We start from the raw sequence: 14511 nt of genomic DNA on the forward strand, positions 1-14511 counted from the left end.
GCGTGGCAAGAGAAGAGAGTCGAAGCAGGAGATTACCATGTTGCAACAACCTTTGGCTGCTGCCCCAGACCAACCGACGGAGCCGACTTCCTGGCAAGATACGGTGCAGTGGCGCATCAATGAGATGGCCGAACGCGTGCGCCGTGGTCAGGAAGATAATGTCTATTACTTTTTGCAGCCCGTAGCCGAACTTGACGGCGCGCATGTACTGGTGCGTGGCCGCAAGAAACTGATGTTTGCGTCCTACAGCTACCTGGGACTGCTCAATCATCCCAAGATCAATGAAGCCGCGAAGGCGGCGATTGATCGCTTCGGCACCGGAACGCATGGGGTGCGCATCCTGGCCGGCACCCTGACCTTGCATGAGGAGCTGGAGCAGACCATCGCCCGTTTCAAAGGCACAGACGACGCCATTACCTACTCCAGCGGCTATGCCACCAACCTGGCGACGATCTCCACGTTGGTGGGGCGTAACGATTGGGTGCTGTCTGACAAATGGAACCATGCCAGTATCGTGGATGGCTGCCTGTTGAGTCGCGCCGAGTTCGTGCGCTTTCGCCACAACGACATGGATGACCTGGCGCGGCAGCTGCGCAAGGCGCCGGCCGGCGTGAGCAAGCTGGTGGTGGCAGATGCCGTTTTCAGCATGGACGGCGACATCGTCAACCTGCCGGTATTGGTGGATGTGTGCCGGCGCTACGGTGCGCGCTTGATGGTTGATGAGGCCCATAGCCTGGGCGTTTTGGGCAAGACCGGCCGCGGGATCGAGGAGCACTTCGACATGCCCGGCGCGATTGACATCAAGATGGGCACCCTCAGCAAGACCATTCCCGCCATTGGCGGCTACATCGCCGGCGACAAGCGCACCATCACCTATCTCAAGCATGTGGCGCGGGCCTTTGTCTTTTCGGCCGCGCTGCCGCCGCCGGTCGCGGCCGCGGCCAAGGCTGCGTTCGAGGTGCTGGAAGAAGAAGCGCCGGCGCGTAAGGCGATTCTGCAGCGCAATGTGGAGCATTTCCTGGGCGGGCTGAAGGCGCTCGGTTTCAACACCGGCCGCACGGTGACGCCCATCATCCCGGTCATCGTGGGCACCGACGAGCGCGCGATGGCCATGACCCATCTCCTGCAGGAAGATGGCATCTTTGCCCTGAGCGTCCTGCCGCCGGCCGTGCCGGATGGCACCAGCCGCATCCGTGCTAACGTGACGGCTGCGCATACGGCGGAAGACATCGAGGATGCCCTGGCGGCCTTTGCCCGCGCCGGCCGCGCGCTGGGCGTCATTGCCTGAGAAGCGGGAATCATGCTCACCTTTGATTTTACTGGGCAGGTGGCTCTCATCACCGGCGCCGGGCGCGGCATTGGCCGTGGCCTGGCGCTGGCGTTTGCTGCGGCCGGCGCCGCCGTCCTGGTGAACGACCTCGACGCGCAGACGGCGCAGGCGGTGGCCGCGGAGCTGCACGCGCAAGGCGCGGACGCGCTGGCCGTGACGGCCGATGTGCGCGACCGGACCGCTGTTGACGCCCTGGTGGCCGCAGCCCTGGCGCGTTGGGGTCATGTGGACATCCTGGTCAACAATGCCGGCGTGGAGCCGGTGGCTTCGATCCTGGAGATGAGCGAGGCCGACTGGGATGTGGTGCTGGATACCAACCTCAAGGGTACATTCTTGTGTACCCAGGCCGTCGGGCGCATCATGCAGGCGCAGGGCCGCGGCGCGATCATCAACATCGCCTCGACGGCCGGCAAGGCGCAGCCGCTCTATCTGCGCTCGGGCTATGCCGCCAGCAAGGCCGGCCAGGTCGGTTTTACCAAAGAGGCGGCGCGTGAGTTTGCCGCCTATGGCGTGCGGGTCAACGCGGTCTGTCCGGGCGTCATCGTCACGCCCATGACCGAACATCTGCGCCACAACGAACAGCAGATGGCGCGCTGGCTGAGCGAAATCCCCGCCCGGCGCCTGGGTGAGGTGGCAGACGTGACGCCGTTGGTCCTGTTCCTGGCCTCCGAGGCCGCCGCCTACATCATCGGCCAGGCCATTCACGTGGACGGCGGTAAGCTGATGGCGTAGGGCTGTTTGCGTTCTCGTGCAGACGAGGTTATACTTGGGTTGAGGTGAACGATTCTTATGCGCTTGTGTGCAGCCACCGCGGATGGCGTGTGGGTGATGCGGCGAGACGACGCCGACTGGCAGGTGCGCCATGCGCAGTTGCAGGGGCGTGCGTTCTGGACGGTGGCCGTCAGTCCGCATCAGAAAGACGTGATTTTTGCCGGCGCGGATGGGCATGGTCTGTTTCGCAGTGTCAACGGCGGCGGCAGTTGGCGCCCCATGAGTCGGGGGCTGGAAAGCCCGTATGTACACAGCATCGCCTTCGACGCCACCGACCCGCGCGTGATCTTTGTCACCACCCTGCCGGCCGCAGTCTATCGCAGCAGTGATGGCGGCGAAACCTGGGAACCGTTGCCCGACCTGGCGTTGGCGGCCGCCGCGGCGCCCAGGCCGCCCCAGGTGGTGACCCACCCCACTCAGACCGGACAGGTTTATGTGCTTGACGCCGGCGTCGGAGGAGCGTTGCATTGCTCGTCCGATGGTGGCCGTACCTGGCTGGTCTCTCTTGCCAACGCCGGACGCCTGCATGAGTTGACGGCCTTGCCCCGCTTGCTCCTACTGGCTGCAGATGACGGACTTCAGCGCAGCACCGATGATGGCGCCACCTGGGAACTGGCCCGGAATACACGGGCCGCCTGTGCAGTCAGCGCATTCCCCGCGGCATCCTCGGCTCAGTGCGCCGGCTTGCTTCGAACCACCTCCGGACACCCGGCCCTCATCGGCAGTCAGGATGGCGGCCGCACCTGGTTCCCCGCGCCCATCGCGGCGCCGCTTGGCCTGCGCCAAATCAAATTGGCCCCGCTGACGATTTTTGGCATCGAAGGCACGGGCGCCTTGTTGCGGGCGCCCTGGCAGACCCCTGCTGATTCTCCGGCGTGGTTCGTACTCAGCGATGAACTGCCGCCTGTCTTTGGGATTGGGTGGAGCGAGTGAGGGATCAAATGGCAATATCCAAACAGCGTATCTTGCTTGTCGAAGACAATGACGCCATGCGCGATGGCGTACGCGACATTCTGGAATTGGCCGGCTATGACGTGATGACGGCCGGTGATGGCGACCAGGCGCTTGCCCTCATGGGCACCCACACGCCCGATCTGATCATCTCGGACATCATGATGCCACAGATGGACGGCTATCAGTTGTACGATTCGATTCGCCAAAACCGGGCGTGGAATGCCGTCCCCTTCATCTTCTTGACGGCCAAAGGGGAACGGGCCGACGTCCGTATGGGGAAGCAGCTAGGCGCGGATGACTATTTGACCAAGCCGTTCGACTCCGAAGACCTGCTGGTGGCGGTCGAGGGCAAGCTGAAGCGCTCACGACAGTTGGAGACCTTCTCGGTTGCGGCCATCAACGACCTCAAGTCCTCCATCGTGCGCACGTTGAGCCATGAATTCCGCACACCGCTCACCTTCATCCAGGGCTACAGCGAGCTGCTGGAGATGTCCGGGCCTGGCATTGACATCAATTCTTTTCAGGAGTTCTTGCGCGGCATTCGCCGCGGGAGCGAGCGGCTCAACCGGCTGGTCGAGGATTTCTTGCTGCTGGTGCGGCTGGAAACCAATCAAATGGAGGAAGCCATGCTGGCCAACCAGGGGGAAGTCAGCCTGGCGGACATGGTACACAACGCAGCCAGGACGCGTGCGTCGCAGGCGGCCGAAGCGCATATCACCGTCAGCGTGACCGCGGAACCCGGTCTGATTGTGCGCACCAACCCTGTCTATGCGACCGACATCTTGACACGGCTGCTGGACAATGCCATCAAGTTTTCGCGCGGTCGCGCTACCCAGGTGTGGATGCGTGCGTTCCGCGAGGGCGACACGGTGCGCATTGATGTCGTGGATCACGGCGTCGGCATGGCGTCCGGCGAACTGCCGCACCTGTTCAATGTGCTGCAGCAGATCAACCGCTCGCAGTACGAGCAGCAGGGCGCCGGCCTGGGGCTGGCCATTGCCCATGGACTGGTCCAAGTGCTCGGCGGCCAGATGTTGGTCACCAGCGCGGAAGGGGTCGGCAGCACCTTTTCGCTGGTGTTGCCGCTCACCAATGCCGGCGAGGCGTGAGGAAAAGCGGGGAGGAGCAAGCGATGGAATGTTACAACTGCGGCCAGCCGGTGCCCGACGGCAGCGAGCGCTGCCCTACGTGCGGCCAGCGCTTTGCAGTGGCGAAGAAGACGCGCACCAACCGGTTCGCCGGCCTGGGCTGCGGCAGCCTCCTGCTGCTGGCGGCGCTGGTCGGCCTGGCGGCTAGTCCGATTTCGAACATCGAGTGGAGTCAGCGGACCCGTCTGGCGGGATAGCGGAACCACGCCTGTTTCATGACGAGGCTCACTGGAGAGATTATCAGGAGGGCGATGGCACACGGCAACTGGTCGGCATTCTTGCGCTACGACGAGACCAAGGGCAAACCGAAGATCACCCGCAGCCTGCTGCGCCGCGTGGCGAGCTATGCCCGCCCCTACCTGCCCCGCGCGGCGTTGATGCTGCTCATCATCGCGTTCACCTCTGTCCTGGGCCTGGCGCCGCCGCTGCTCTACCGCGACCTGATTGACAACGCCATCCCCAACCGCGACCTGACGCGGCTGAACTGGCTGGCGCTCGGCATGATCGCCATCCCCATCGTCAGCGGCCTGATCAGCGTCTGGCAGCGCTTCCTCAGCGCCAGCGTGGGCGAAGGCATCATCTATGACCTGCGCCAGGAGCTTTACACCCACATGCAGCGCCAATCGCTGCGCTTCTTCACCAACACCAAGACCGGCGAGCTGATGTCGCGGCTCAACAACGACGTGATCGGCGCGCAGAACGCGGTCACCGGCACCCTGGTCAACATCGTGACCAACGTCATCGGCCTGATCTCCACGCTTGCCATCATGATCTCCCTGGAATGGCGCCTGACGATCCTTGCCGTTGCCATCTTCCCGCTCTTCCTCCTGCCCACGCGGCGCGTGGGCGTCATCCTGCGTGACATTGCGCGCAAGGCGATGGAATACAACGCCAACATGAACACCCTGATGAACGAAACGCTCAATGTCAACGGCGCGCTGCTGGTCAAGCTCTTTGGCCGTCAGGCGGACGAGGTGCAGCGTTTTGGTCAGATCAACGCCAATGTGCGCGCCATCGGCATCCGCCGCGCCCTGGTGGGCCGCTGGTTCTTCCTGGGCCTCGGCATCGTTGGCTCGATCGGCAGCGCGCTGGTTTTCTGGTGGGGCGGCCGCCTGGCGCTGCAAGGCGCGTTCACCGTGGGCACCATCGTCGCCTTCGTCAACTACCTGGGTCAGCTCTACGGCCCCATCTCCGCGTTGGCCAACGTGCGCGTCGAATTCGAGACCGCCATGGTCAGCTTCGAGCGGGTGTTCGAATATCTCGATCTGCCGGTGGAGATTGCCGACCGGCCGGGCGCGGTCACGCTGCCGCAGGTGGCCGGCCATGTGCAGTTCTCACACGTCTCCTTTGGCTATGGCGCAGCCGGTCTGGCGCTCGCGGCCCAGGCCGGGGAGAGCGAGGAACCGGCCGCGCCCCCGGCTGGCCGCGATGAGCGGCCAGGGGACGCAGAGGAAAGCGACCCGATCATCTCTCCGTTCGCGCCCACCCTGGCCCCGCGCCTGCTGGCGCTCGACGACATCAGCTTCGAGATCAAGCCGGGCCAACTGGTGGCCCTGGTTGGCCCATCCGGCGCGGGCAAAACCACCGTCACCTACCTGCTGCCGCGCCTCTACGACTGCACCTCCGGGCAGATCACCCTGGACGGCCATGACCTGCGCGACCTCTCCGGCGCGACCCTGGCCCACACCATCGGCATGGTGACGCAGGAATCGTACCTGTTTCATGACACCGTGCGCGCCAACCTGCTCTACGCCCGGCCCGACGCTACCCCGGCCGAGCTGGAAACGGCCTGCCGCGCGGCCAACATCCACGATTTCATCGCCAGCCTGAGGGACGGCTACGACACGATTGTGGGCGAGCGCGGCTACCGCTTCAGCGGCGGCGAAAAGCAGCGCCTGGCCATTGCGCGGGTGCTGCTCAAGAATCCCACCGTGCTGATCCTGGACGAGGCCACCAGTCACCTCGATTCGCATTCCGAGGCGTTGATCCAGGATGCGCTGCAGCCGTTGATGCAGGGCCGCACCAGCCTGGTCATCGCCCATCGCCTGAGCACCATCCTGGCCGCGGACCTGATCCTGGTGATGAACCAGGGCCGCCTGGTGGAACAGGGCACGCACGCGGAACTGCTGGCGCAGGATGGCCTCTATGCCAGCCTGTACGAAACCCAATTCAGGCAAGAGCCGGCCTGAGTCGTTCAGCTCCCCGTAAGAGAAACTATTCGAGGAATTATCGAAAGAGGAATCATTGGAATGGAAGAAAAACTGCAACAACTTCGTTCTCGTCTGGCCCAGGTAGACGACCTGGGACGCGCGGCCGCCGTGCTGGAATGGGATCATCAAACCTACATGCCGCCGGCGGCCGATGCCACCCGCGCCCGTCAACTGGCAACCCTGCACCGCCTTGCGCATGAAATCTTCGTGGCCGAGGAGACCGGACGCCTGCTGGCCGATCTGCACAGCGCCGCGGCCGACCTGCCGCCGGACAGCGACGAGGTCCGCCTGCTGCAGGTCACACAGCGCGATTACGAGCGGGCGGTCAAAATCCCGGCCAGCTTCGTGGCCGAAATGACCGAGGCCGCTGCGCTGAGCCACAATGCCTGGGTGCGGGCCAGGGCCGCCTCGGATTTCAAGCTCTTCCAGCCGAACCTGGAGCGCATGTTCGCCCTGGCGCGGCAGCGCGCCGATTACCTGGGGTTCGACGAGCATCCCTACGACGCCCTGCTCGACGAGTATGAGCCGGACATGACGACCGGCCAGATCACGGTCATTTTCGACGACCTGCGGCCCCGGATCACCGGCCTGCTGCAGGCCATCAGGGCCAACGGCGCGGCCGTGGACGACGGCGTGCTGCGCCGCCGCTACGATGTGGAACGCCAGCGCACGCTGGTCTACGACCTGATGCGGCGCTTCGGCTACGATTTTACGCGTGGGCGCCACGATGCCGCGCCGCACCCGTTCTGCACCAGCTTCAGCATGGACGATGTGCGCATCACCTCGCGCATCCTCGCGGACGACCTGGCCTATTTCCTTTTCAGCGCGCTGCACGAAACCGGCCATGCCCTCTACGAACAGGGCGTCAGCCCGGCGCTGGGGCGAACGCCCCTGGGTCACGGCGCCTCGCTGGGCGTGCATGAATCGCAATCGCGGCTGTGGGAAAACGTCATCGGCCGCAGCCGGCCCTTTTGGAACTACTTCTATCCCCAGGTGCAGGCCGCGTTCCCCGACGCGCTGGGCGACGTGAGCCTGGATACCTTCTTCCGCATCGTCAACCGCGTGCAGCCCTCGCTGATTCGCATCGGCGCGGACGAGGTCACCTACAACCTGCACATCATGCTGCGCTTCGAGCTGGAAACCGGCCTGCTGGACGGCAGCCTGCGTGTGGCCGATCTGCCCGCGCTGTGGAACGAACGCATGGACGCTTACCTGGGCATCACGCCGCCCAACGATGCCGACGGCGTGCTGCAGGATGTCCACTGGTCGCAGGCGCTCATTGGCTACTTCCCCACCTACACCCTGGGCAACCTGATGGCCGCGGAATTCTTCGACGCCGCGCAGCGTCAGTTCCCCGCGCTCTGGGACGACATCGGGCGCGGCGACTTCAGCAACCTGTTGGGCTGGCTGCGCAGCAACATTCATGTGCATGGTCGCAAGTTCAGCGCCAACGAACTGCTGCAGCGCGCCACCGGCGGCGAGTTGGACGCCGGCCCCTTCATGCGCTATCTGACGAACAAGTTCATGAAGCTGTAGCTGCCACGAATTGTTTTTTGTTTTCATGTGAATTCGTGTAATTCGTGGCAAGAGGGAAAACGGTCTCTGCCACGAATTTCACGAATTTTCACGAATTGGTATTTGTCTTCGTGTGAATTCGTGAAATTCGTGGCGAGAACCCATCGCACGTCCCGCAATTTACGATTTCTTTACGATCCTCTGCTACAATAGGGCATCAACGAGGTCGGGGCGCACGTTGGACGCCAGCCGCCTCGACCTGAAAGGTGAAACGACGCGATGCCCAATCCTGATGCTGCGCAGAGCGACCGCCAACTAATCATTGCCTGGCCCGGTCATCAACTGACGGCGCCCCTGACCGCGCCGGTCCTGCGCCTGGGGCGCCATCCCGATGGCAATGACATCGTCATCGAAGCGCCGGCCGTGGCGCCCTACCACGCGACCCTGCGCCTGGAGGCCGACGGCTATCATCTGCTCGACGGGCAGGAGCGCGACGGCCAGTGGGTGCGCAGCCCCAACGGCCTGAGCTGCCGCGGCCAGCCGGTAGTGGATGAAAAGCTCGACAACGGCGAGATCGTGCGCATCCCCGGCCCGGCCGAAGACTTCGTCTCCCTGCTCTATTTCGACGCCGCGGCCGCCAGCCCCGGCCAGCGCACGCAGGTCAGCCTGACGCACGAGATCAGCCTGGGCCGCGACCCGCGCAACGACCTGGTCATCAACGACCCTACCGCCTCTGCCTTCCACGCCACGGTGACGCCGCTGGACCAGGGTCATCTCCTGCGCGATCTGCGCAGCGCCAGCGGCACCTTCGTCAACGGCCAGCGCGTAACGCAGCATACCCTGCGGCCCGACGATGACATCCTGATCGGCTCCGTGCAACTGCGCTACGACGGTCACCACCTGGCGCTGGTTGATCTGCGCCGCGCCGGCATCCGCCTGGATGGCGTGAGCCTGCGCAAACAGGTGCCCGCAGCCAGGGCGAGCGCCGGCGACAGCGGCTTCAAGCTGCTGCTCAGCGACGTTTCCCTGGTCATTCATCCGCGCGAGTTCATTGCCATTGTTGGCGGCAGCGGCACCGGCAAATCCACCCTACTCGACGCGCTCAACGCGTTCCGGCCCGTGAATGGCCGCGTGCTCATCAACGGTGATGACCTCTACCGCAACTTCGATGCCTACCGCCAAAGCATCGGCTACGTGCCCCAGGATGACATCATCCACCGCGAGCTGACCGTGGAAGAGGCGCTGCGCTTTGTCGCCCGCCTGCGCCTGCCGCCCGATACCGGCCCGGCCGAGATCGAAAAGCGGGTCGAGACCGTTCTGCAGCAGGTGGCGATGAGCAATCGCCGCACGGTGTTGGTGCGCCAGCTCAGCGGCGGCCAGCGCAAGCGCATCAGCCTGGCCGTGGAGTTGATCGCTGCGCCCGGCATCCTCTTCCTGGACGAACCGACTTCGGGCCTGGACCCCGGCCTGGACAAGCGGATGATGTTCACCCTGCGCCAGGTGGCTAACGCCGGCACCACCGTCATCCTGGTCACGCACGCGACTGACAACATCCAGGACTGCGACCTGGTCGCGTTCCTGGCCGAACGGGGCCGCCTGATCTTCTACGGCCCGCCGACCGAGGCGCTGACCTTTTTCGGTGTGCATGACTTTGCCGAAATCTATCACCTGGTGGAGCTGGAGCCAGACCGCTGGCAGCAGGCCTTCCAGGCATCCGGCTTCTACGCGGCCTACATCGAGCGCCGCCTGGCGACCACCTGCCCGCGCTGCTCCGAACCGCTGGCGCCAGAGCAGATGATCTGCGCCAACTGCGGCTATCAGCGCCAGTCTGCGACGACCACGGCTCAGGCCGCGCCTGTCCCTGTCGCGCGGCCCACGCCCTGGCGCGCCGGCCTGGCAACCTTCAGCCGCCAGACCAGCATCCTGATCGAGCGCTACGTCACGATCATGCTGCGCGACCGGCGCAATCTGCTCTTCCTGCTCTTGCAGGCGCCGCTGATCGCCCTGCTGCTCTTCCTGGTGATGAAGCCGGGGCTGTTCAACCAGGGCCTCGATGTGGAGGTGAGCGACCTGGCGGAGATGCAGAAGGTTCTGTTCGTGCTGGCCTGCATTGCGGCCTGGTTCGGGTTGATCAACGCGGTGCGCGAGATCGTCAAAGAGCTGCCGATCTACCGCCGTGAGCGGTTCGTCAACCTGGGCGTGGCGGCCTACGTCACCTCCAAGCTGGTGGTTCTGCTGGCGCTGAGCATTGTTCAGGCCGGCCTGCTGGTCGCCATCGTTCACCTGCGCGGGCAATTCCCGGCCGTGGGCGCCAGCGGCCTGCCCGGCGTGATCGAGATTTTCGCTGCGGTGCTCCTCGTCACCTTTGCCTCCACCTGCCTGGGCCTGCTGCTCTCGGCCGCGGTGGGCCGCGAGGACCGGGTGATGAGCCTGATGCCGCTCTTCCTGATTCCGCAGATCGTCTTCGCCGGCGTTGTCTTCAAGCTCGAAGGCAGCGCCCGCTTCGTCTCCTGGCTGACCTTCAGCCGCTGGGGCATCGAGGCCCTGGGCGCGACGATCAACCTGCCGGAGTTGCACCGCATCGCCAGCTACGTCATGCCGGTGGAGGCGCTGGTCTTCCCGTTCGACCATTCCAGCGCCTATCTGCGGCAGAACCTGGGCATCCTGCTGGCGCTGGCCGTCGTCTGTATGGCGCTGACCGTCGTGGCCCTCAAACGACAGGATGCGCGTTGATTCGCAGAGGTTTTCTGCCACGAATTTCACGAATTTTCACGAATTGGTATTTGTTTTCGTGTAAGTGAGTGTCATTCGTGGCAAGGGAGATGAGGTTTTCTGCCACGAATTTCACGAATTTTCACGAATTGGTATTTGTTTTCGTGAGTGGGTGTCATTCGGGGTGGGAGATATCGGTATGAGTTCGATTTTCAAAAAGGTACATGGAGGTACATGATGAAGTCTGGTTTTCGATGGCGATGCATGGGACTGCTGACGATGGTGCTGCTGTTGTGGCCGTTGATGGCGGCGGCGGCGCCTCTGCCGGCGGAGCGGTCTGGCCCCACCCTGACCGCACGCGGGCAGGAGGATCAACTGCTGACGCTCTACAGCAGCTACGAATGGAAAAATGACCTGCCGGGCCAGTGCCCCACCTATCCGCCCATTTTCCGCACAGGCACGCGCACCATCCACAGCTATTTGCCGGCCACGGTCAAACAGGAACTGCCCGTCGTGGTGATCTGGCAGGAAGCCGTTGACAACACCGTGCAGGAAGACCCGGTGGCGACCGCGCGCGCGGTGCTGGCGCCCAACACCCTGCCCCATGCCTCGGTGTCGTTCAATCAGGATGTGGGCGGTCGCGTCTTCCTGGTGACGATGTTCCTGCAAGATGAAGCCGGCAAGTGGGTGCCCATTGCCAACGGCGTCTTTGGCATCGCCAGTTCCACCGGCAAGCCAGGCACGCCGGGTGAATGCCCCATTCCCGACAGCATGAAGACCAACGGCGCGGGTGCGGGTGCAGCCGGCGGCATTGTCGGGGGCGCCAGCGTGGGCGGCTCCGGCGACACGGCCGCGGCGACACCAACGCCCGCCAAGTCTGCGCCCCCAAAGCCGACTGCCACCAAACCGCCCGCCACGACCACCGCGGCCTCGCCGCTGCAAATCACCTGGGCCGATATGTCGTACGAGGGGCGCGAGGGCGACAGCCGCTGGTGTCAAACGCGCATGATTTATGTCAATAAGTCCAAGCGCGCGGCGCGCTGGCCCGAATACCGGCCCAGCGTTCAGATTGTCAACGCGGACGGCTCCGAAGACGGCTGGTATCTGGCGAGCTTCTACTCCAAGACCGACGGCTGGGAGAACGGCATTGACCCCAACAACATCCCCGCCATCGCGCCCGGCGCCTCCGCGGACTGGACTTGGTACAGCGCCACCGATCGCGCCGGCCAATACTGCGCCACAATCGGCCTGGTCTACCAGGGCTGGACCTACACCGCCAGCTTCGATCGCACCGGCAAGCTGTTGGGATCCAAGACGTTCCCACCCAAGTGAGCGCACGAGAATACGGAGGCGAAGAAAGAAACAGATGAAACAGATGAAACAGATGAAACAGACACGAACGCAGGGTCTGACCCTGCTCTTGATGGGGCTTTTGCTGCTGGCGCTGACGGCCTGCGCGGCGCAGACGCCCGCTGCCACGCCCACGCCCACCGGCCCAAGCGGCGCGGAGTTGATGACGCAGATGCAAAAGGCCATCGCTGACGCTCAGAGCGCGCACCTGACCCTGCGCTTCCAGGTGGCTTCCGCGGAGGGGCCGGTGACCGGCACGGCCGAGGTCTGGGCGCAGCGCCCGGGTCAGCGCCGCATTCAACTGCGCAGCGACCTGGGCAGCGTGGATGGCATCCTCGCGGTGACCGCGGGCGACCAAGGCTGGGCCTACAGCAAGCGCGATGACCTGGTGCTGGTGGCGGACCGTAGCCTGCTGCAGAGCCAGTTGGGCCGTCAGCCGGAGCTGCGCGAGATTGCCGGGTTTGTGGAAAAGCTGATGGCGCGCGGCTTCACCGACACCGAAGCGGTCAACCAGGGCGCGGCCACCATCGCCGGCCGGGCCACCTACAAAGTACAGGTGACTTTCAAGCCGACTGCGGACCCGACGCAGAAGTTGGAAGGAATCGGCACGGTGTTCTACATTGATGCGCAGACCCACCTGCCGCAGCGGGTGGAAATCGAAGTGACCTACGGCAACTTCACCGTGCGCGGCTTTGCCGAGGTGCAGGGCGAGATCGAGCTGAACCCCACGCTCGACGCCGCCCTCTTCACCTTCGACCCGCCCCCGGGCGCCGCAGTCATCAACCTGGCCGATGTGCCGCTGCCCTCGGTCGTGCCCGCGGAGCTGCCGGTGGTGAAGTGACAGCCGCCGAATTCATTCGGCGGCGGGCTCCCCTTGCGCAGGCTGGCTGCCGCTCGAATCGCCGGGCAAGCCGAAATCGCCCCCCGCGACACCCGCTCCTTACCCGGCGGGCCTGCGCAAGGTTGGACGATTGCCCGGCGGTCCCGTGAATGAATTCACGGTCTGATACACCGCCCCGTGAATGAATTCACGGTCTGATACACCCCGTGAATGAATTCACGGTCTGATACACCCCGTGAATGAATTCACGGTCTGATACACCGAAACCTGCTGAAGCAGGTTGGTGTGGGGTGTGATGGCTGAATTCGTGAAATTTGCGGAGAGCGAATTCACGGGCTGAGCCACCCCGTGAATGAATTCACGGTCTGATACACCCCGTGAATGAATTCACGGTCTGATACACCCCGTGAATGAATTCACGGTCGGATATACCGAAACCTGCTGAAGCAGGTTGGTGGGTGTGATGGCTGAATTCGTGAAATTTGCGGAGAGCGAATTCACGGGCTGAACCACCCGTGAATGAATTCACGGTCTGATACATACCCGTGAATGAATTCACGGTCTGATACACCCCGTGAATGAATTCACGGTCTGATATACCGAAACCTGCTGAAGCAGGTTGGTGTGGGGTGTGATGGCTGAATTCGTGAAATTTGCGGAGAGCGAATTCACGGGCTGAGCCACCCGTGAATGAATTCACGGTCTGATACACACCCGTGAATGAATTCACGGTCTGATACACCGAAACCTGCTGAAGCAGGTTGGTGTGGGGTGTGACGACTCAATTCGTGAAATTTGCGGAGAGCGAATTGACGGGCTGAGCCGCCCGTGGGTGTGCAGCGCTCTTCCGAATATCCTTTGCGTCCCTGCGCCCTGGCGTCCCTGCGTTGAGCAAACCTCCGCTGTCAAGACAGGTTCCCACCACCGCAACCCGCTTAAGTATCAGACACCGAATTCATTCGGTGGGGTGCGGGCGACAATCCCATTCGTGTCAATTCGTGCAATTCGTGGCAAAATCTGACGCGGCGCGGGATTGACACCAACGCCCACCATGATGTATGATCCTGCTCATCCGTGCTGTCGCTTTTTTCCAAGCAGGAGATACCCATGATCGCCACGAATCTCACCGAAGTCATGAACGTTTTCGTCCACAACGAGCCTTTGCAGGGCCGCGGCCTCGCTGAATTCTACGTGGCGCGCCCCAAGGGCCAGATCGAACCGATGCGCATCTTTCTGGAAGATCAACATGAACCGGTCAAGATTCTGTTTACCGGGCATCGGGGCAGCGGCAAATCAACCGAGTTGAACAAGCTCACGTCTGTCTTGGGCGACAAATTCCTTACCGTTCAATTCTCGGTGCGAAGCGTGCTCGACCCGTTGGACGTAACTTACACCGATCTGCTACTCTCCATGGCGATTCGCCTCTTCCGCCAGGTCACCGATCAGCGCCTTCTCCGTCGCCGCCAGCGCGCCCTGATCGGCGATGCCCTGCTCGATGATGTGTATCGCTGGTTCACGCAAGAAATTGTCCTGGAGAAAATCATCGAACCGCAGGTGGATGCCAGCCTGTCTGCCAATTTCAATCTGCTCTTCGTTAAACTGGAGGGCAAAGTTAGCACCGAGGCTGTGACCCGCCGCACCATTCGTGAACGACTGGAGCATCGTCTCTCCGAACTCATT

General features: G+C 63.4%; 11 protein-coding genes. All 11 read left to right on the forward strand.

The window, feature by feature from the left end; genetic code table 11:
• The first annotated feature begins 37 nt into the window (after positions 1-37).
• Positions 38-1288 (forward strand): aminotransferase class I/II-fold pyridoxal phosphate-dependent enzyme, encoded by a 1251-nt coding sequence (locus IPM84_15860; GenBank protein MBK9094215.1) that lies wholly within the window; start codon positions 38-40, stop codon positions 1286-1288.
• Between the two features lie 12 nt (positions 1289-1300).
• Positions 1301-2062 carry an SDR family oxidoreductase gene (locus IPM84_15865; GenBank protein ID MBK9094216.1) on the forward strand — a complete coding sequence of 254 codons (762 nt, stop codon included), beginning with the start codon at positions 1301-1303 and terminating at the stop codon, positions 2060-2062.
• Between the two features lie 57 nt (positions 2063-2119).
• On the forward strand, positions 2120-3034 hold the full coding sequence (locus IPM84_15870; protein ID MBK9094217.1) for a hypothetical protein: 915 nt from the start codon (positions 2120-2122) through the stop codon (positions 3032-3034).
• Between the two features lie 8 nt (positions 3035-3042).
• Positions 3043-4164: a response regulator gene (locus IPM84_15875; GenBank protein MBK9094218.1), complete on the forward strand. Its 1122-nt coding sequence runs from the start codon at positions 3043-3045 to the stop codon at positions 4162-4164.
• A 23-nt stretch (positions 4165-4187) separates the two neighbouring features.
• Positions 4188-4400 carry a hypothetical protein gene (locus IPM84_15880; GenBank protein ID MBK9094219.1) on the forward strand — a complete coding sequence of 71 codons (213 nt, stop codon included), beginning with the start codon at positions 4188-4190 and terminating at the stop codon, positions 4398-4400.
• A 54-nt stretch (positions 4401-4454) separates the two neighbouring features.
• The gene (locus IPM84_15885; GenBank protein MBK9094220.1) at positions 4455-6392 is read left to right on the forward strand and encodes an ABC transporter ATP-binding protein; all 1938 of its coding nucleotides are present in this window, start codon (positions 4455-4457) and stop codon (positions 6390-6392) included.
• Positions 6393-6452: 60 nt separating this feature from the next.
• Positions 6453-7949: a carboxypeptidase M32 gene (locus IPM84_15890; GenBank protein ID MBK9094221.1), complete on the forward strand. Its 1497-nt coding sequence runs from the start codon at positions 6453-6455 to the stop codon at positions 7947-7949.
• Positions 7950-8207: 258 nt separating this feature from the next.
• Positions 8208-10661 (forward strand): ATP-binding cassette domain-containing protein, encoded by a 2454-nt coding sequence (locus IPM84_15895; protein MBK9094222.1) that lies wholly within the window; start codon positions 8208-8210, stop codon positions 10659-10661.
• Between the two features lie 243 nt (positions 10662-10904).
• Positions 10905-11972: a hypothetical protein gene (locus IPM84_15900; GenBank protein MBK9094223.1), complete on the forward strand. Its 1068-nt coding sequence runs from the start codon at positions 10905-10907 to the stop codon at positions 11970-11972.
• 52 nt (positions 11973-12024) lie between these two features.
• Positions 12025-12831, forward strand: a complete 807-nt coding sequence (locus tag IPM84_15905) for an outer membrane lipoprotein carrier protein LolA (protein MBK9094224.1) — start codon at positions 12025-12027, stop codon at positions 12829-12831.
• Positions 12832-13938: 1107 nt separating this feature from the next.
• A partial coding sequence (locus IPM84_15910) for a hypothetical protein (protein MBK9094225.1) occupies positions 13939-14511 on the forward strand: 573 nt, incomplete at its 3' end.

It is taken from the genome of Candidatus Amarolinea dominans (assembly GCA_016719785.1).
Classification (GTDB): Bacteria; Chloroflexota; Anaerolineae; order SSC4; family Amarolineaceae; genus Amarolinea; species Amarolinea dominans.